Origin of the sequence: Aliikangiella marina (assembly GCF_007004765.1) — a bacterium.
Taxonomy (GTDB): Bacteria; Pseudomonadota; Gammaproteobacteria; order Enterobacterales; family Kangiellaceae; genus Aliikangiella; species Aliikangiella marina.
On sequence record NZ_VIKR01000001.1, the window covers coordinates 969,860 to 990,039 of the forward strand.

Annotated in this window: 17 protein-coding genes and 1 tRNA gene; 14 read left to right on the plus strand and 4 right to left on the minus strand. The window is 39.9% G+C overall.

Annotation, left to right across the window (positions count from 1 at the left end; all coding sequences use genetic code 11):
* The first annotated feature begins 128 nt into the window (after positions 1-128).
* From FLL45_RS04265 to FLL45_RS04280, 4 genes are all read left to right on the plus strand, one after another.
* Positions 129-1,289 carry a hypothetical protein gene (locus FLL45_RS04265; protein ID WP_142888529.1) on the plus strand — a complete coding sequence of 387 codons (1,161 nt, stop codon included), beginning with the start codon at positions 129-131 and terminating at the stop codon, positions 1,287-1,289.
* Between the two features lie 194 nt (positions 1,290-1,483).
* Positions 1,484-1,831, plus strand: a complete 348-nt coding sequence (locus tag FLL45_RS04270; protein WP_142888530.1) for a four helix bundle protein — start codon at positions 1,484-1,486, stop codon at positions 1,829-1,831.
* 151 nt (positions 1,832-1,982) lie between these two features.
* Positions 1,983-2,059: transfer RNA gene (locus tag FLL45_RS04275), tRNA-Arg, on the plus strand.
* Positions 2,060-2,166: 107 nt separating this feature from the next.
* On the plus strand, positions 2,167-3,846 hold the full coding sequence (locus FLL45_RS04280; protein ID WP_142888531.1) for a tetratricopeptide repeat protein: 1,680 nt from the start codon (positions 2,167-2,169) through the stop codon (positions 3,844-3,846).
* Between the two features lie 160 nt (positions 3,847-4,006).
* Here FLL45_RS04280 and katG read toward each other — a convergent pair whose 3' ends face one another.
* Together katG and FLL45_RS04290 are read right to left on the minus strand one after the other, a co-directional pair.
* On the minus strand, positions 4,007-6,187 hold the full coding sequence (katG, locus tag FLL45_RS04285; RefSeq protein WP_142888532.1) for a catalase/peroxidase HPI: 2,181 nt from the start codon (positions 6,185-6,187) through the stop codon (positions 4,007-4,009).
* A 62-nt stretch (positions 6,188-6,249) separates the two neighbouring features.
* Positions 6,250-6,594, minus strand: coding sequence for a DUF2061 domain-containing protein (locus tag FLL45_RS04290; protein WP_142888533.1), 345 nt, complete (start codon positions 6,592-6,594; stop codon positions 6,250-6,252).
* A 476-nt stretch (positions 6,595-7,070) separates the two neighbouring features.
* Here FLL45_RS04290 and FLL45_RS04295 point away from each other — a divergent pair, with 476 nt between their 5' ends.
* The 3 genes from FLL45_RS04295 (at position 7,071) to FLL45_RS04305 (ending at position 10,366) form a co-directional block, all read left to right on the plus strand.
* Entirely contained in the window at positions 7,071-7,700 is a 630-nt protein-coding gene (locus FLL45_RS04295) for a DUF4304 domain-containing protein (protein WP_142888534.1), read from the plus strand.
* Between the two features lie 100 nt (positions 7,701-7,800).
* Positions 7,801-8,691: a hypothetical protein gene (locus FLL45_RS04300; RefSeq protein ID WP_142888535.1), complete on the plus strand. Its 891-nt coding sequence runs from the start codon at positions 7,801-7,803 to the stop codon at positions 8,689-8,691.
* A 262-nt stretch (positions 8,692-8,953) separates the two neighbouring features.
* Complete coding sequence (locus FLL45_RS04305; RefSeq protein WP_142888536.1) at positions 8,954-10,366, plus strand: KAP family P-loop NTPase fold protein; 1,413 nt, start codon at positions 8,954-8,956, stop codon at positions 10,364-10,366.
* Between the two features lie 315 nt (positions 10,367-10,681).
* Here the strand turns inward: FLL45_RS04305 and FLL45_RS04310 are convergent, their stop codons facing one another.
* A complete protein-coding gene (locus tag FLL45_RS04310) occupies positions 10,682-10,921 on the minus strand; it encodes a hypothetical protein (RefSeq protein ID WP_142888537.1) in 240 nt (79 codons plus the stop codon).
* A gap of 146 nt (positions 10,922-11,067) precedes the next feature.
* On the opposite strand from FLL45_RS04310, the gene FLL45_RS04315 reads away from it, so the two are divergent.
* The 7 genes from FLL45_RS04315 to FLL45_RS04345 all read left to right on the plus strand — a co-directional run bounded on the left by FLL45_RS04315 (position 11,068) and on the right by FLL45_RS04345 (position 18,933).
* The gene (locus FLL45_RS04315; RefSeq protein WP_142888538.1) at positions 11,068-11,484 is read left to right on the plus strand and encodes a hypothetical protein; all 417 of its coding nucleotides are present in this window, start codon (positions 11,068-11,070) and stop codon (positions 11,482-11,484) included.
* A gap of 236 nt (positions 11,485-11,720) precedes the next feature.
* Complete coding sequence (locus FLL45_RS04320; RefSeq protein WP_142888539.1) at positions 11,721-13,922, plus strand: hypothetical protein; 2,202 nt, start codon at positions 11,721-11,723, stop codon at positions 13,920-13,922.
* Between the two features lie 299 nt (positions 13,923-14,221).
* Positions 14,222-15,946, plus strand: a complete 1,725-nt coding sequence (locus FLL45_RS22715; RefSeq protein ID WP_185964322.1) for an alpha/beta hydrolase — start codon at positions 14,222-14,224, stop codon at positions 15,944-15,946.
* Positions 15,947-16,023: 77 nt separating this feature from the next.
* A complete protein-coding gene (locus FLL45_RS04330) occupies positions 16,024-16,398 on the plus strand; it encodes a VOC family protein (protein ID WP_142888540.1) in 375 nt (124 codons plus the stop codon).
* A gap of 972 nt (positions 16,399-17,370) precedes the next feature.
* Positions 17,371-17,715: a hypothetical protein gene (locus tag FLL45_RS04335; protein WP_142888541.1), complete on the plus strand. Its 345-nt coding sequence runs from the start codon at positions 17,371-17,373 to the stop codon at positions 17,713-17,715.
* A gap of 29 nt (positions 17,716-17,744) precedes the next feature.
* Positions 17,745-18,203: a hypothetical protein gene (locus tag FLL45_RS04340; protein WP_142888542.1), complete on the plus strand. Its 459-nt coding sequence runs from the start codon at positions 17,745-17,747 to the stop codon at positions 18,201-18,203.
* Positions 18,204-18,273: 70 nt separating this feature from the next.
* Entirely contained in the window at positions 18,274-18,933 is a 660-nt protein-coding gene (locus FLL45_RS04345) for an SMI1/KNR4 family protein (RefSeq protein ID WP_142888543.1), read from the plus strand.
* A 97-nt stretch (positions 18,934-19,030) separates the two neighbouring features.
* Here FLL45_RS04345 and FLL45_RS04350 read toward each other — a convergent pair whose 3' ends face one another.
* A complete protein-coding gene (locus FLL45_RS04350; RefSeq protein WP_210247106.1) occupies positions 19,031-19,831 on the minus strand; it encodes an enoyl-CoA hydratase/isomerase family protein in 801 nt (266 codons plus the stop codon).
* Positions 19,832-20,180: the final 349 nt, after the last annotated feature.

Genomic DNA, 20,180 nt, shown 5'->3' on the forward strand with positions numbered 1-20,180 from the left:
TGCCAGTCATCAAGTTTGGCATCAGTGACGCTCAGCGGAAACCAGCCTGACAGTGATAAAGCTAGCAATAAATTAGCAATAAACCCAATTGGCGATAAAGAGAAGACGCTTTGAAATTAGAAGTTAACATGGATAAACAACAAAAAGTGGAAACGAATAAGCTGATCAAGTTAGCTGGTGCGGTTGCAGTCTCAGCGTCTTTGTTCGCTGCACCGGCTCAAGCTGGCATTAAATTTAACACCAAAGCGATTGCTGGTTTGGACGATAATCCCCATGAATTGTCGGAGCGTCTTGGTAGCGAACAGCAAGAATTCTACCAAGCGGATTTCAGGTTACGAGCCGATTATGACCGTACCCTCTACTTAATCGCGGGTGCTGAGAAGTCCCTGTATGTCAATGATGATCGCGCCGATCAGTTTAAGACTAACCTCGAACTTATGCTGCGTCACGACTTCACGATTTTTGATGAAAAGTTTAAATACCGGATCAATGCCCAGCAAAGGACCAACGATGAAACCTTTGTCAGTCGACGCTCCGGATTAGTAGGCACATTCAGCGGCCAGTCAATTGCCGATCGTTATGACTTTACCACGACGGATTATAGTGCCGAGTTGTCTTATGAAAATGAGCGCGATGCCGAGTTTACCTTGCGCTTCGAGCAGCGCGAGAAAGATTATGAAGACTTTGAAATTACCGGTTTGAGCGATTTAGATTACACTCAAAACCGCTATAGCTTTGAGGTTGAGTTTAATGTCGATGACACTGGGCGGTTCGTGCTGGAAACCGAGTATTTAGAGCGAGAATTTCTTGATCGCCGCGCAAGAGATGTACTGGGAAATGATATTGCCGATACGGATCTGCGTTTTTACTATGCTCAAGTGACCGCTGGGTACCTCTATCGTCCTGATCGCGATACTCGCTGGCGATATACCTTCCACTATCAAGCCAGAACCGATAATGGTGGTGGCTATTATGATTCTGATAATTCCTACCTACAAATCTACACCAAGTATGAAATGGCGACTTATCACACCTTACGTGCTCGTTTGAGAGTCGGGGTGTTCACTTATGATAATCGCACCGATCGAGATGAGCTGACGCTTGAAGACGATAATCGTGAAAGAGCCGGTGGCTCGCTGAAAATCGATTACGAGTGGGTGCTATGGACTTTGTTTGATTCAAACTTAGGGCTTTACTTCGAAGTCGAAGCGCGTAACTTTAATAGTACTGATGACGACTATACCTTCAGAAGACAACGAGCGGCCGTTGGTGTTCGTTGGGAGCTTTAATAAAAATTAAGTGCTAAGAGCTAAGAGCTAAGAGCTAAGGGCTAAGGGCTAAGGGCTAAGGGCTAAGGGCTAAGGGCTAAGGGCTAAGGGCTAAGGGCTAAGCGCTAAGGGCTAAGGGCTAAGGGCTAAGGGCTAAGGGCTAAGGGCTGAGGGTTAAGGGCTAAGGGCTCTACCTTTAAAACAAGGAATGTTTTATGAAGTTTGAAGATATGGATATCTGGCAGCGTGCTGTTGGTTTATCTACGGACATTTATCGGTTTTCTGGAACTATCAAGGATTTTGGGTTTCGCGATCAAATAACTCGAGCTGGTTTATCTATTCCCAGTAATATTGCCGAAAGTTTCGAAAGAGAGTCGATAAAAGAATGCACTCAATTTCTCACGTATGCTAAAGCATCCGGTGGAGAGTTATATACTCAAATTATTATTGGCAAAAACGTTGGATTTTTGGATAATGACACCGCAAAAGCTTGGTTGTCAGAGACAAAAGCAATTACAGCCATTCTAGGCGCAATAATAAAAAAACGAAGACAGTTTAACTAGAATAGCGTGTTAAAACGTTTTAATTAACATCATTACGTAAATTCTTACGCTTCTATTAAAATATTGACCAAGTTATAAGAGTTAGACTTACGGTCCTAGAACTTAGAACCTAGAACCTAGAACTTAGAACTTAAACACGCTTCGCGCATACGCGCCCGTAGCTCATTTGGATAGAGCGGCCCCCTCCTAAGGGGCAGGTAGCAGGTTCGACTCCTGCCGGGCGCGCCAAATTTAGATTTAAACAATGGAACTGAAACAAACCTCGCTTCTCCGTCTTTAGCTGAATTTTGTTAAGATAGACGATAACTGACTAACTAAAAAAGAGATAATTTTCTGTGATTAAAAGTGCTAAATTTTGGATATTTGTCGGTCTGATAATAGTCGTTGCGATAATCGTGAGAACTCAATTTAGGAACTTACCAGAAGAGCCCAGTGTCGTTCTAGACGTGAACAATCATTTTGATATTTACAAAGTTAACTCAAAAAAATTTCATACAACGCTACAGTCGTCTTATTCATATAACGGTGTAAATGGTCGAGAGGTAGGAGTATTGTTTATTCCCGAGTTTAATAATCCAGAAGACATTGTCAAAAGTGATTTTATGACATTGTTTAGTCGTATCAAGCCGGGAAACCACAAGGATGCATATTTCTATACTTCACCTTGCTATCAAATGACTGACTGTAATGCTTCTAAAATAGAAGTGAAGTTTGTCACTGTTAAAGACTATGAATATTACAAAAACAACGGGCTTAGTTTTGACGAGATACCATCGTTTTACGAGCGTACAATCGATATATCAATAAGCTGGCAAGCGTCTGAAAAGAATAATGACACTCTTATTCAAGAACAAACTAAAGAAGTCGATGAACTTAAACTGGCGATTTGGCTGCTAGATAGCGGGAAGCGAGGCCATCTAAGTCAAGCTAAGCGAGCTTTAGATCGAGTGATTTTAAAGGACCCAGACAATAATCAGGCTTATGTTGAGTTAGCGAGGTATCATATGAAGAGCACCGGTGGGGTGCTTGGATTCAAACGAGCCGAAGAACTCTTGAATGCGGTTCTAATCAAGGACGAAAACTTTGCTAATGCACTTGTTTTACGAGGTTATGTTCACACTCATCTCGGTAACATTGAAAAAGCAATGCTTGATTTTAGAAAAGCTGAATCACAAGGCACCGATAATTTGTGGTTAGAAACCAATTGGGGTCAGTTACACGAGATTCAGAAAAATATTGATAAAGCGGAGGAATATTATAACAAAGCTATTCGCGCGGAGAGGAAATCGCCTTTTTCGAATGACAGAGCTAAGTTAGCTGCCTATAGTTATTTAACTGCTATTTATAAAACTCAGGGGCATGTTGAAAAGGTTCGTGAGTTAATGGAGTTTAAAGTCAAACAATTTCCCAAAAACGGGTGTTTTGTTTCGCAACTGGCTAATTTCACACTCGTAGAATATTTAGATATTCAGAAAGTAAAAGCGTTAGCCGAACAAGCGATGAAGTTAAAGTGCGAAGAAGATCCAAGAAGCGCAAAGCGTGTGCTGGCAGACTCCTTAGTAGTTGAATGGTATTTGAGAGAGCGTGAAAATAAGAATGGGGCGAATTTGCTGATTCAAGCGATTGGTTTAGACGCGGAGTGGCCTGCGAGAATTTACCGGTTTGCTTCTAGTAAAAAACTTGAGCCAGTTTTAAAGAAAATTTTAAATGAAAGAGCTGGTATCAATGATACCGATGCTGAGGGATATACGGCCTTAGCTTATGCTGTAATCATGAACAACCATGAAGTTATCCCAGCGTTAATAAAGCATGGTGCAAACCCTAATAAAACAGTTAATAATGGTTTCTCGATCTTTTTGCAGTGTTTGATTTCTAGTGACAAGAATACGATATCGGCAATAATCGACTCTAGTAAAGAGCTTGAAACGGAGTTTATCGGTATTGGTACTGCCGAAGATATTTTAAAAAAGCGAGGATTTGACTCCTTAATTCCAAAACTGAAAAAACAAATATAGTGGAAGGTAGGATAAGGTTGCTTAGCATTAACCTACCTTCGAACTATTCGGTTTTTTCACTGATGACAAGTGATTAACCACCAGGCTAACTCCAAATAAAGTTTTGTTTGTTTAAGCTTAAAACTGGAAACATTAGTTGTCTTTCTAGCGTGTTTTTGAATTAACCCAAAGCGTCAAACCGGTCAGCATTCATCACCTTAACCCAGACCTTCACAAAGTCTTCAACAAACTGTTGTTGATTATCATCTTGTGCATAAAACTCTGCGTAAGCACGTAAAATTGAATTGGAACCAAAGACCAAATCAACTCGAGTCGCGGTAAACTTAACATCGCCAGAATCACGTTCGGTTATGTTGTATGAATTTCTTCCTGTTGGGATCCAGGCGTAATTCATATCAGTTAAGTTAACGAAAAAGTCATTGGTCAAAGCGCCGGGTTTGTCGGTAAAAACACCTTCTTTGGCGTTGGCGAAATTGGTATCTAATACGCGCATGCCACCGAGTAATACGGTCATTTCTGGCGCGGTTAATCCGAGCAGCTGCGCACGATCTAACAACATTTCTTCCGGTTTCACATCATAGTGCTGCTTTTGGAAATTTCTAAAACCATCAGCGAGTGGTTCAAGCACTGCATAGGAATCATTATCCGTTTGCTCTTCACTGGCATCACCACGACCACTTAAAAAGGGCACTTGAATATCTACACCAGCCGCAAGTGCTGCTTGCTCAATTCCGACATTACCCGCAAGCACGATAGTATCAGCAACACTTGCACCAAATTGTTCTGCGAGAGGTTCCAATACAGCAAGCACTTTATTTAAGCGCTCTGGTTCGTTAGCTACCCATTGACGTTGTGCTGATAGTCGAATACGTGCGCCATTTGCACCACCGCGACGATCGGAACCGCGATACGTTCTTGCGCTATCCCATGCCGTTGCGACTAATTCGCTGACACTTAAGCTACTGTCTTTAAAAGCACGGTCTTTAATAGCAGCTTTTAAACCGGCTTCATCATAGTCGCGATTACCTGCGGGGATTGGATCTTGCCAAATAAGATCTTCGGTTGGCGCATCGGGGCCCACATAACCAGAGCGTGGACCGAGATCACGATGCGTTAGTTTAAACCAAGCTTTGGCGAATGTTTCAGAAAAGAAGGCCGGATCTTTAGCAAATTGCTCCGAAATTTTGCGGTATTCGGGATCAACTTTTAACGCCATATCCGCATCAGTCATCATCGGGTTATGACGAATACTGTCATCTTCAACATCAACTGGTTTGCGATCGTCATCAATCGAAACGGGTTTATATTGCCAAGCGCCAGCGGGGCTTTTGGTGAGTTCCCATTCGTGATCAAAAAGCATTTCAAAATAACCGTTATCCCATTGCGTTGGGTTGGTTGTCCAAGCACCTTCAATGCCAGAAGTAACCGTATCGCGACCAATACCGCGATTGGTTTTATTCAGCCAGCCAAAACCTTGGTCTTCAATTTCTGCACCTTCGGGGCTTTCACCTAAGACGCTTGCATCGCCATTACCGTGCGCTTTACCCACAGTATGACCACCAGCAGTTAAGGCAACAGTTTCCAAGTCATTCATGCCCATTCTTTCAAAAGTAGTGCGCATGTCTTGGGCGGTTTTTAACGGATCAGGTTGGCCGTCGACGCCTTCTGGGTTAACGTAAATTAATCCCATCATTACCGCGGCAAGTGGGTTGTCTAATTCGCGCTCGCCGGAATAGCGGCTATTGTCGTTATCGGTGGGTTGTAACCAATCAGTTTCTGCACCCCAATAAGTGTCTTTTTCTGGGTGCCAAATGTCTTCGCGACCAAAAGAAAAGCCATAGGTTTTAAGGCCCATTGATTCATAAGCCATATTACCTGCGAGGATGATTAAATCTGCCCAGCTGATTTTGTTACCGTATTTCTTTTTGATTGGCCAAAGAAGGCGACGGGCTTTGTCGAGGTTGCCATTGTCTGGCCAGGAGTTCAGAGGGGCAAAGCGGATATTGCCGGTATTGGAGCCGCCGCGGCCATCGCCTGTACGATAGGAGCCAGCAGAGTGCCATGCTAAGCGAATCATTAAACCGCCATAGTGACCCCAGTCAGCAGGCCACCAAGATTGACTGTCTGTCATCAAGGCTTTCATGTCTGTTTTTAAGGCTTCAACATCAAGATCTTTGAGGGCTTCTCGGTAGTTATAGTTTGAGTTGAATGGTGTGGTTTTGTTGTCGTGTTGGTGCAAGATATCGAGGTTTAAAGTCTTCGGCCACCAAGCGACATTCGACTGGTCGGAAGCGGTGTTAGCACCATGCATCACGGGGCATTTTGAGGTTTGTTTTTCCATGGTTAGCTCCTAAGGTATTGTTTTCTGTTTAATTCGGTTGTTTGAATGGTTGTGTATAAAATTTAGTCTAATTTAGCATGCCCGTACACTGCGACAAGATAGTGACTTAATCTGGCTTTAAGGCGCGATTTTGATTTTGTTCCAAAGTTCTTTCTACATGCGTATGACGTGGTGTTACGAACGCCAGCAAGGCTTGCTAAAGGCTGTAGTGTTGGTTTAAAGCGCTTAAGGTTGTGCGATAAGTCTTTCCAGTATTCACCACTCATTAACATCAGTCTGTTGAATACAGGCTCAAGAGCAGCTGCAAGTACAGCCAAAGCAAGGCTACCAGTCAAAGCCCAAGTTACGCTAAACGCGACCAGCATCGGGGTGGATGCAAAGAACGTATTCTTTAACGCTTGTGACATGGTTATCTCCTGAGTGCGAATTCTTGTGTTTTAAACATAGAACCAGTCTATCGAAATTAAACAATAATAGAAATTGTCTTTAGAAATGGGTTTGATTGAATGAATATATAAATAGCCAATATTGATAGATTAAAAGAATGATTAAGGAGTGGCCGCCCTAAGCTGGACAATCGCGCTGTACGCTCGACTGACTAATGAGGATTAATAAAACTTGAAGTTAACTTTAAATCTCAAAACGAGTTTGTCGGTTTCTTGAACAATTAATAGTAGGTTGTTATTTTAATTCCCAGGAAAAAGGAATCGATAGTAAAAGGACTAGAGAAACAAAAGGAATTGATAAAGTAAAGGAATAAATAATAATCATAGGTTTAAGGGAAGGCCGTCTTTAACTACCTGCCAAGTTTTTATCCTTGCTTTGAAATTACTTACTTAAATAAATAAGTTTTATCCGCCAGCGAGTGATTCGATGTGAAGTGATGGATGATAAAAAAGTTTTTTACAAACAGTTAAGAGAGGACTTTTATCCCGTATTAAGAGCGCTTGGGTTTAAGGGGAGCGGACAAAATTTTCGCCGGATTAAAGGTGATGTTATTCATGCGATTAATATTCAGAATAATAAATATGGTGGTAGTTGTTGCGTGAATTTAGGACTGCATTTGTCATTTCTTCCCGTGGCGTGGCCTAAAGATCAAATTCCGGATTTAAGTACCATAAAAGAAATTGATTGTGTTTTTAGAACTCGATTAGCGCCTCAAGGAAAAAGTGATTATTGGTGGAAGTTTAAAAGTGGTTTAATTTATCCCAGTGTTGAGAAAAGAGTAGAGCATTTAATTAAGACCTATCGGGAAGAGGGTGAAACCAAGTTTGCGCAATTTGATACTGTTGAGAAAGTTGCCAATATGTTTTCTATTGAGCAGATTGAAAGAGGTGATTATCTCGAAGGCTTTGGTGGATGTGTTCCTGCGCATGGTGCGTTGATAATGGCGAAGGTTAATAAGCATTTGGGTCGGTTAGAGTTGAGTAAAAGTTTAGCTGGTGCTGGTTTGAAGGTTTTGGATGGTGCTGAGGGATTGAGGGATGAGCTTGATGGATTTGTGGGAAAGTAGATTTTCTGTTTTTTTCTGCTTTTATCTTAAAGCAGACAAACATCGAAAGGTCTATTAGACAATTACAAATAAACATAAAATATTTGATTAGGAGGTAGCTATGATAATTGCTTTGGGAGGAGATAATTCAAATGGAGAAAAAGACCCCTTTTGGCTGGTTCCTCCAAATGCTCTAGATGAGCAATTATTTAAAGCAGAGCTTACTCAAGTCAAGATAGAAAATCTCCAAATATTATCATTTCTAACCGCACTTAGTGCAAGCTTTAGAATAAATCATCCTATAGAGCTTATTCATGGAAACGATCCTCCTGATAAGTTTGTTCGAATAGATAAAAGAGAAATTGGAGTGGAGTTAACTGAGGCAGCAATAACAGATGTAAGGAGAGATTTAGCGCAAGCTAGATATTTAGGTAGACTCCTACTAAATAAGTTAAATGAAAATCTTACTGAATACCCACACCTTGATAAGAAAATTGTTAGTCTATCTGTTAATCAAGAGCAACCAGCAGGACAAAGAGAAAAAACTGTAGATGACATTTGTGAATTACTAAAAACGGACCAAGGTTACGTGGGGGAAAATGTTGATTTTTCAAAGGGATTTCCAAAGGTCTATCCAAATAGTAACGGTTTTTACGGTAGTGTTGATCAAATATCAGTGCAAGTTCATCTTAAACAGCAACAACAAGAACCAGGAATACAAGTTTCTTCGTCAACCCAAACAGAAATTAGGTTGAGCCAAATTGATGAGCTTTTAGAAGAACGAGTAAACGAAAAAGATAAAAGCTGCAATGAAATACTGATAATTTCATGTGGGCTACCTGATAAAAAAGGGTATAGTTGTCCTCTTGATACTTTCATGTTTGGTTTAATAGAGGAACATCTATCAAATTTTTGTTTTTCGCCATCTCACTTAAAGCTTATTTGCTTACATAATTTTCAACGAAATAAAGTAGTCGAACTCTACAGAAATAAAGATTTTACCGATTTTTAAGAGCTAATTCAAAGCTAGATAAGCTAGCTGATTACGTTGAAATATAGAACATGGCGTTCAGAACAAGTGAGGCAATGTCCGCTTTTGGCAGTTTAGAGAAAAGTACATTAGACAGTTACATCTAAAGCATTTAGCAACCTTTGGTTGACTGTTCCTGAACCTAACATGACAAATGTTAACAACTCCTTCAATTTAAAGAGAGTAGGACATATCAATTACAGTCACAGTCACAGCTTGCTTGTTACTAAAAGGAGATATCTCGATGGAATTCAAAGCTAGAAAAATTCTCATAGATCCAGCCAAACCATTTAAAAACGACTGCCTATCGCGAAGTGGTGATGTTGAAAACCTGTCTTTACTTCTAAGAAATATTGCATCTCCTATAGTAATCTCTGTTAATGCTCCATGGGGTCATGGAAAAACAACTTTTCTAGAAATGCTGCACGCAGATCTGAAGTTAAGTAATCGTAAGTCAGTTTTTTTTAGTGCGTGGGAAACAGACTTTGCTAGCGATCCACTATTGGCGTTTTTAGGGGAAATTAATCAAGAAATAAATAGCTTAATTACTGGTGATGAAGAAAAAAGTGAGGCATGGGAAACTGCAAAAAAAGCAGGGGGGCACATCCTCAAGAAGGGAATTCCTGCGCTAGTTAAGTTAGTTACGGCGGGCGTAATAGATGCGGAGAAAATGTTAGAAGATGAAGCTGCAAACCTATCAAAATCTTTATCAAAAGACCTAATTGATGAATACTCAAAGAATAAAGATGCCATTTTTGAGTTTAAAGAAAATCTTAAGAAAATACTTGTTACTCAATCTGGGGAATCAGAAAACCTATATATTTTTATAGACGAATTAGATAGATGTAGACCAACATATGCTATTGAGCTTTTAGAGCGAATAAAACACTTACTTGATATAGATGGCTTGGTATTCGTGCTTGCAATGGATAAAGAACAATTGTCACACAGTGTTAAAGCAATATATGGTAATGATTTTGAGTCTAAGGGGTATTTAAAGAGGTTTATCGACATTGAATATGTTCTGCCCAATTCAGAGTTAGATGACTTTATAGATAAGCTCTATAAAACATTTGGTTTCTATCGGTTTTTTGAAAAAAGGAAAAAATATAGAGCTTTTCAATATGATAAAGATCGCTTAAAAAATGTATTTAAGCTAGTAGCTAAGGCTAAAGATTACTCGCTAAGAGAGGTTGAGCAAATTATCGCTCGTATTAATCTAGTTATTCACTCTACAAATGAGAATACATACATATATCCCGCACTCCTAACGTTTTTAGTTACAACCAAGGATTCGAACCCAGACGTATATCTAGACTTCATTAATCCAAGCTCTACGCCAGAAAAAGCCGTTGAGTATTTATACTCTTTAGTACCCAAAAAGGAGCGATTTGAGTCGTTTGAATGCGCTTTGATCGAAGGTTTTTTGATTGCTGCGAAGAGTAATCACTATCAAGCTAATCTAGGGGACTGTTTAGATAGACATAAGCGGAATATAGAAAGTAAAGATTGTGATCCTAAAGTACGAGAATATTCTAATAGGGTGTTAAACATAGCACGACAGCCCGTCGAAATAGGGGGGGATGTTGTGCTGGATAGCCTAGTTTCAAGGATAGAGTTACTGGACAGATTTAAATTCGGCGAAGGCGAAAGCTAACAAAATGTAAGGGAACTAGTCACTCTTTTAACGAAAACTTAAAATTAAATAGAAAACTTGGACGAATGTCCGCTATTGGCCGTGAGCGGAAAGTGAAATGAAAGATATTGATATAATAAAGATGTTACCGACTCTGTATCAGAAATATATAAACACTCGGGGTGATTTCTGATTTTTCTCGAGGTTTAGTTTTAGCAATCAAAACAAAGCTTTTAATTGAGTTACTTAGGTATTAAATTATTTGAACGAGATTATGATAAACTTCGACAGACTATTCATAATAGAATAGCGAAATTTGGAGTAGAATATGCTTCATCAGAATAAGAATGTTATCAAAAACCTGCTCAGACTGGTATTGTCTGTATCAATCGCGGTTGCAGGCGTTAACGCATACAGCTCAACAACAGAGAGATGCGTTAAGAATTCCGACTGTGAATCTGGGGAATGTACATTTGGTAAATGCAAACCTGCGTCTAAGCCCACTTTACCCAAATCCAAAAAATGCATCAGTAACAAAGACTGTCCCTCAGGACGCTGTGTTAATGGTGTCTGCAAACCTGATCCGCTTCGCTGTCATAAAAATTCCGACTGCGCATCTGGCCAATGTGTTTCAGGGCGATGTAAAACCAAAGCTTCGCCAATTACGCCAAAACCAAAACGCTGCGTCAGCAATAAAGACTGTGCCCAAGGACGTTGTGTCAATGGCGTCTGTAAACCCGACCCTCTGCGTTGTCGCAAGGGAAGTGATTGCGCTTCTGGAAAATGCGACCGGGGTCAATGTAAACCCAAAGCCTCGCCAATTGCACCCAAACCGAAACGCTGTATCAGCAATAAAGACTGTGCCCAAGGACGTTGTGTTAATGGCGTCTGTAAACCCGACCCTCTGCGCTGTCGAAAGGGCAGTGATTGTGCCTCTGGAAAATGCGATCGGGGTCAATGTAAACCCAAAGCCTCTCCAGTTACACCGAAGCCGAAACGCTGTACCAGCAATAAAAACTGCGCCCAAGGACGTTGCGTCAACGGCGTCTGTAAACCTGACCCACTGCGCTGTCGTAAGGGCAGTGACTGTGCCTCTGGAAAATGCGATCGGGGTCAATGTAAGCCGAAAGTATAGCTAATTTGCGTACGTTGTAGGTTAACTACGAAATCGTGATTTTCTGGAGTAACGGGTCAGATTGATCTGATTATCAAAGGAGTATAGATAGGCATAAAAACTCAACAGGTGTCTGCTTACGGCCTTTGGCAGATTAATCATTAGTCAATTGTATCTCAAAAAGTTAATATGCCCATTGCTAAACTAAATGACTTTATCCTAAAATAGCGCGTTTTTTGTGCTGACCAGATAATCTAGCTCATGTATAGAGTCTTCAACCTTGTTCTAAGTCTAATCCTTTTTACTTTTTTGTTCGCTTGTGGCGGCGGAGGCGATTCAGCTCAGCCAAATACAGGTTCGGAACAGGTTGATGAAGGTCCACCAATTACCTTGAATTCGGAGCTTGTTAACACTAGTTATTTAGCTTATGAGCGGATCAAGCTCCATGATGGAGCGCTTTACGCTTACATGAATTTCGATAAACGTTTTGATCGATACGATTTTGATTCTGATCAAATCACTACCATTTATGAGTCCAATTATAATTCTGAGGGTTTTCATGATGCCTTGTTTTCGCCTGATCCATTAGCAGATTTCGATTTGTTTTCGTACCTCAATCGAGATTTTGTGTTATTCCAAGATAGGGTATTTAATTTAAATCACCCTAATGGCAGCTTCTCAGATGATTTTGGAATTAACTCCTTCAGTCTACACGACCGTTCTCCTTCAGTCGTTGGTGCATCTCCTTCTGGTGAGCGAGGAAATTTTTCTTCGGTGACTAGTTTTAGAGGCCATGTTTATTGGTTGAGTGATTCAAATAATGTGGATGAGCGGCATTTGTTTCGTGCTCCAAGTCAGTACCTAAAGTCAGGAGAAACGCCTCACCCATCTTTTCCTTTCGAATCATTGGTACCGACTTACAATCTAGGCTTTTCAACCCTTCATAATTTGACTAACGCTATTTTGATTTATGATCGAAGTGAAGGTTGCATTTATACATTTTATGAAGACACATTGAGTATAAACCTTATAAGGTGCGATAAAGAAGAGCTCTCGTTGCACGATATTCATATTGAAGGCGATCGGGTTTTTCTTAACAATTACGCTTCGGGTAATGGAGACAGGGCTCTTTTTCAGCTTGACCTGGCGGACGGATCTAAAAAATATATTAAGGATATTCAGGTTGAAGATGTAGTGACTACGTCTGAAGCGCTTTATTCGTTGAGTTATGCTGATTCCGCCTGGTCTATTGAGAAGTTTGATTTTTCTAGCGAGATATGTTCAACCTTTGTTGCTCTTCAAGAGCATCTCACTGATTCGAACAATAATTATCCGACAAGCTACGAATATTTTGTTCGCCTTTTTGTCGCGCCGGAGTTCAACCAGCTGATCGTTCTTGAGCGGTTTAACCGGCCTGAAGTTGGAGTGATGAAACATGTTTTTTCGTTAGATACCGGTGAATATCAATCATCAAATGACATTTCAAGCTATATATCTGACTTTAATCCAGACAATTTTACTGCTGTTTACAACCAGTATTTATACTTTCCTTATTCCAAGCTTGGTGAAATTTTTGCGCGAAGGGCTATCTTCGATTTGGTAAATGAATCGCAAGTTCAGCCAGATTCAATATATTGGGCACCGTTATCGAGGAATTCAAACTCTACCTATTTTAACTTTACTGAGCGTTCTTTGATACAGACGACCGATGACACCGTTATTAGTGTTGAGCTCGATCATTATCCCGCGCCAGTCGAGCTTCATTATTATCAATCAGAGGATGTAGAGCGCCTTGACTATAGGAGCTTACAAGTTACAGATGACAGTTTTTATTACCTAGAGTACGATGTCACGGCTAATAGCAACCTACAGTTTGATAAAACCAGAATTCAAAGACGTGATCGTGAAACCAATGTGCTTTCTACATTGGTAGAGTTTGATGGACATATCAGAGATCTGGTTAAACATAATGGATATCTTTATTATGTTCTTTCGGAAACTGATTCTCTTAACTACAGCGTACAGCGGTTAGACCTCCTAACCAATGAGATAGAACCTTTAGTTCAGATCACTAACGACATTATACCCGTTTTTGAATATTCTTACTCTACTCAAGATGTCATGTTGTTTTCTCGCGATCGCATAATATTTACAGTTTACATTGGAACTAATTCGCCAAAAAATGTTTATTCCTTTGACTTAGTGACTGGAGAGCTTAAAGCATTAATTGATGGTTTAGTCAGTAATATCACTGATATTGCCACAGATGGTGAATATCTTTACTACACGAACGATTCTTCTTTTAATAGCTCTCGTGTCTTAGCAGTTTCACTTGAGGGTGGAGAACCATTTGTTATTAGAGAAAGACAAGATGATTTTAGTTGTGTGACTCTAGAGTACCGCGAAGCTGATCGCTCTTTGTATGCTGGCTGTGGTCGTCAACTTCTCCGTTTATATCGTTAACAAAATAGATAGGGAGTCAAGTCGTTCTGTTAACAGCGGGCACACTAGGTATTGCCTGTCTATATTTTCTACAAAACGCTCATTACAAGTTATGTAGATAACGCTCGTCACAAGTTCTGTAGTTAAGGATGCCTGCTTTAAAATTGATACATATTGTTAAACATGGTTGACGCTGATCCCGATAGCACAATAACATCGTGAAAATTTAGTGGGGTAGGATACTCTTTTCATGACTGTATATGTGAGAGTCTTTTGCTAGTCATGCTTTGCCGAGAGGTTTTTTAAATTAGGAGTGCAGTGTGCTCAGAGTAATAACAACATTACTCCTATTAAGCATCGTCAATATTGCTGGCGCTGCGGACACTATAGACAGTGTTCTTAAACAGTACGTTCGACCAATTATACCGGCTACAGGATTACAGGATCCATCCAAACCGGGAGAGTATAAATTTAAAACGATGGAGTATGGCCAAAGTAAAACGTTTTCTTTTTCAAAGCCGGATATTCTCACACCAACGATTAGTCTGCCTGACTTTCTAGCGGACTATTCACGCAATCAAAAATACACAGATGACGCCTATCATAAATTTGATAGTTCTAGTTTAGGGCTAGATGCAAAGGTCTGGACGCCTATCGGCAAAGGGCCTTTTCCGCTGGCGTTTTTAGTCCATGGGAATTCAGATCCGGGGTTTGATTATCTCGCGGAGCTTTTAGTCAGCCGAGGATACATTGTTGCACAGATTGACCAAACTTATTTAAACGGTCTCTGGGGCGAAAACGGTGCACGTGGTTGGATTTTGCTAGAGCATTTAAAATTATGGCGAAACTGGAACCGGGAAGTCGATAGTGAGTTTTATCAAAAAGTCGATATGGAACGGATCGCATTGATTGGAATGTCTCGTGGGGGAGAGGCTGTTGCTCTAGCGGCTGCTTTTAATCAATGGCAAAAAATCCCTGGTCTTGATGAACCGACTAATTTCAACTTCTCAATTAAAGCTGTCGCTGCGCTCGCTCCTATGGATGGTCAATACATGCATGCAGGCGGGGCCAATGTTATTAAGAATGTCAATTACATGGTATTGCAAGGTGGGCACGATGCTGATGTTTATCAGTACCTCGGTAGCCGCCAATGGCAAAGAACCCACTTTGATGACGGCAAAGATCATATAAAACTGGCGATCTATATTTACCGAGCTAATCACATCAATTTTAATCAAGACATGTCAGGCGCTTTTAATTTCGGCCAACGGGGAGACTTTGATTTACATCTATTATCGCCTGCTCAACAAGAGCATTTGACTAAGGTTTTTGTCTCAGCTTTTCTTGAAGATTCGCTATTTGAACGTGTTGAACACCGGGCGTTATTACTACATCCATCAACCAGAGAATTCGGTTTGCCTGAAGATATCTATATCAGCCGCTATAAAACGTCAAACTTTGACGTGATAGAAGATTTTGAAAGTGGCTTCGATAAGGTGAGCGTTCCAACGAATAATTCAAATAACCCGCCAAAACCAATGCCGATTGAAGTTGTTGCCGAACGTCTTCGCAATGGTACAAAAACTGCTAATGATGTATTAGATATAAAACTTGAAAAAGGCGTAAAAACCCATGTTCGATTCAAGCTTTCTAAACCAAGCATCGATAAAAAAGTGAAAAGCGGACATTTTAATCTCCAATTTTCACTCGCACGCGCCGACTCAGGTGAAGCAACGATGAACCCATACAACTTGCTGAGCGATGCTAAAATAGCGTTATTGGCGGATTCTACTGTTATTCACAACCAAGCATTGGGCTCTGCTGGTACTGTTAGCCCATTACTACTCTCTGACTACTCTGAACTGGAAAGTGATGACTTTAAGTATCCGGTGACGGAACCAGTATTACAAACTTTTTCCGTACCTATAAAGCTAGAAAACTTTGATGAAAGGGCTATCAATATAGACAAGGATTTAGAGTTGGATTTGATATTTTTACCCAACCAAGATGTGCATATTATTTTGGATGATATCGGTGCTTTCTAATAAGTTGAAAAATTAGGGTCATAAAATCAGGGTCAAAGTTGAATTTAAAATAAAAAGTAAAGGTCGAGAGATTAAAAATGGTTGGATATATTACATTAGGTGTGAGTGATGTTTCTAAGTCTGGAAATTTCTACGAACAGTTATTTGCAATGCTTGGGGCAAAACGCGTATTTGACGAAACATCATGTATTGCATGGGCAAAAGATGAAAACTCCGTCATCTTCACGATACTAACGCCCGAAAATGGCCAGCCAGCTACTGCCGGTAATGGAACAATGATTGCACTTCAAGCAGAGTCAGAATTGCAGGTTGATTCACTTCATAAAAAAGCACTGGATTTGGGCGCTTCAGACGGAGGCGCTCCGGGACTTCGCGCTGGTGGTTATTATTGTGCTTACATTAGAGACTTTGATGGGAATAAAATTAACTTCCACTTCAATCCTAAAAAATAATTAAAGAAAGGCATTTTTGAGTAATTTCTTAATATAAAAATTCGGACCAGAGTCGAGTATTACAATTGGAATTTTGCTAAAAATCGTTTTACTTTAATATTTTTTACGAGATAAATATCCAGTAGTCATCACGAAGTAGTTAGATCTTCAAACTGATTAACTGTTGGAAAATAGATGATTAAATAATCATGTGACCCTATTTAATGACTAATCGTCTTATCATTAGATGTCTTGAAACTATTAAAAAGCCACACCGATTTTTATGCACAAAAATATAATCTTATTGTTTGTACTAATTTTGCTTTCTGGATGTGTGTCTGTTCCAAACCCGGGCGCGTGCGAGGACTTTCAGTCCCACTCATGGGGTTCAGTAAAAAAACCTCGTGGGGCCGAAAATATTGACAGTTATTGGCCTATTGATTTACGAGAACGACGTTATTGGTTTAGAAATACAGATAAAAGTAATAGGTTCGGCGTATGTGTACTTCCACCAGAAGGAAGTGATATATGCGGCTTTGAGGTGTCGAGGATTTTTGAATCTAATGGAGAGGAGCTTACAGAGGTTGACCATAAGATCACTGTTACTAGCTGTGGCAGATCTAAAAGAACGAGGGAGCTTTGAAATAAATCAGGACTGGTACCATACCGGTGCTCGCTTAATGATGATTAGGTCAATTGCTCACCTAACAAGCTCTCAACGGTTAAAAAAACTCTTTTTGTCGAATTTTAACAATAAAAAGAAACCAAATAGCGAAATATAGACAATTTATAAGCTATCTATTCTGATAGGTGTATTATAAAAATAGATAGTTCTTTCTGCTGATAATCAATGCCTATCGATCTTAGCGCTAAGAAAGTGCATCTTTTACTTCAATAAAGACAATAAGTTACGCTAGTTTAATGGTGGTAAATATGAAATTGGCATAGCTAATGCTCTATTACAATTGAGTGTCCGCTAAAGAGAACAATCAAATGAAACCAAACCAGCAAAAAGTACAAGAATACCTAGAGCTTGACGGATGGGAAATCGCGTCAAAAGTTGATCCTCATATTATCGATTGGTGGGCAGACGAAATCTGGAAGCTTACTTCGGTCTGGTCTCCGCATGGTGCTATTGCATACATCACATTTTTGGTCGACCCACAACATGATGGCAATAGACGAAAAGGTGAAGCTGTCTGGGGCGTCGGTTGTAGTAAAAAATTTCCCAAATCTCCGAGCGAAGCACAAAGTTGTGCTTCACTTGCCTTTGGGAAGAGTTTTAAAAAGGGAATAATGGATTTTCAGACAGATATGGAATCTTTAAGAGTCAAGTAGTTGATATAATAAATTCATTCGAGCAAGCTATGAAGTATTCAGCTGAAGATTATAATTTTTTAATTTATGTTTTAAAGAAAAATATCATTTCGTATAAAGAACTGATTGATTGGTCTTATACACAATATACAGACGAGGGAATCGACCCTTTCGTTGAAAAAATAGTACTTTCATCAGATTTAGGCGAGGTTGTAAAACTTATACAAGATTCCTTTTGTGTATATGGAGATATAGACGAAAAAACATTACTGGGTGAAATCAGTCACAAGTATTATCAAGGCGAACTGAATATGAGGAAAGCGGTACAAATTGTATTGTATGATTGGGATATAAAGTTATCAAAAGAAGATGAAAGCAATTTGTATATTGCTGATGACTACTTCGACTGGCATCCAAATCCTGAGAAAATGGCTGCTGAAATTGTGAATGATTTTTTTAATCCTTATCGACCTATATATGAAGCTTTATTGTTAAAATTTAAAGCGTGAAAATAATCCCAATGCTTGAAATGACTTCAGTTAATGGTCGAAATTATAATCCCTATAAAATTAGATATTTATGAAAGAATTAAAACTTAAATTAGAAGAATTAAAAAAAGAAGATAAACATTTCAAAAATTTTGGTTCAAGTTCGCACGAATATCAATTAAATGATACGTTGTCAGAAATTGAGTTCAGGGAAATTGAAAGCAAATACGGATGTGTTTTTCCAGATGAATACCGGGAGTTTATTACGCTTGTTGGAAACGGAGGGGCGGGTCCCTGTTACGGAGTATTTCCGGTCGAAATGGAAGATCACAATCATGGAATATGTTCTTGGTCAGAAGGGACTCTAGTAGGAGATTTGTCGAAAGAATTTCCCTATGAGTCAGATTGGAATTTACCAGATTCATTTTGGAGTAACGAGCCGCAAGACAACTATGAAAGCGAAGAAGAGGAAGATGCGGCTTGGGAAGCATGGGAAGAAAAGTTGAACGAAAAATATTGGTCGGAGGACGTTTTACCGGGTGCTATACCTATTTGCCACGAGGGGTGTGCCAGACGAATATGGCTGGTTGTAACTGGTCCAATGAAAGGAACCATTTGGAGAGATCTCAGGGCTGACTACGCGGGAATTGAATTACTCAGAGACGATGAGGGGAGAAGTCTTAGTTTCAATAGGTGGTACTTGGACTGGCTAAACCAGTCGCTGTCAGAGATTAGAGGTTCGAAGGATTAAAACGTTAAAAATAGGGGGACAGAGTCGAATTTAAAACTGGCAAGGCTAACAATAACTGACTCTGACCCTAATTTCTTATTTGTTTTGGCATTCGAATCTAGGATAAAAGCTTTGCCCAGATCGGACGTGAGATTTGGAGCACAAAAAATATAGCCGATAAAGCGTACTTTTGTTTACGCCAAAAGAATTTTGATTGTCCTTTTAAAAAGGGCTTTGCTAAAAAGGCATTTGCCAAGTTAATCGATTCTTGCGCGTTGACTGCTTTTAACTCACTTAACTCACTACCGCCTAAAAAGCTTCGAGTTTTCTCTTGCTGAATCCAGTCTTGCGCTATCTCATGTGCTTTATCTAAAAGCTTCTCCTCGTTAACTAGCCATTGCGCTAGTCCTATATCCAGTGCTTCAGCGCCAGTTGGCTTCCATCCTTCTTTACCTAACATTCTCTCGGTATTCTGTTGTCCAATTAAACGAGGCAGGTGAACACTTGAACAACCTTCTGGAGTGACACCTAACGCAGCAAACGGAGTTGAAAAGGTTGCATTTTCTGAAGCGATTATACCATCGCACAAGGTCGCTGAAGTCACACTCGCACCAATTGATGGACCATTAACCGCAGCTAAAATGGGTTTGGGAAACTCCAGGAACGATTCAAAAAGCTGCTGATTATAGTCAATAATTAAATCTCTAAGCTTTTTAGGGTGCATAAGTTTCAGCGAGCGACCTAAATTTACACCAGCAGAGTAGTAAGTTCCCTGTCCGGTTAATATGACCACTTTAACCTCGTCGTTTTTACTGGCGACCGCAAGCGCATCCTTAATAGCTTCCATCATCTCGGTTGTCCAACCGTTTAACGTTTTAGGTCGATTCATGATGATAGTCAGCACGCCGTTATCTAGCATTGTGTCAAGCTGCTCAGCTGTTTGATTATTAAGTTTTAGAGTTGTCATCAGTTTTAGGGGCTAGGTTCTTTGCTTTCTCAATCAGGATTTGTACCCAGATTATCTCTGATCCTCGTTTTACTAATCAATAGCAATAATTAACCTAATAATTAAAGACAATAATTAAAGACAGGCACTATTCAGCAATAATTAAAGACAGGCACTATTCAGTGATTTCTTACAATCACCTAAGCATATTTCCCATATATACCAATTAAATTACAGACATTGGCTACTTGCGTCGTAGGTTAACCATGAAATCGTGCCTGTCTATATTGGTTCCTGGTCTAAATTGGTTATGAAAACTTAG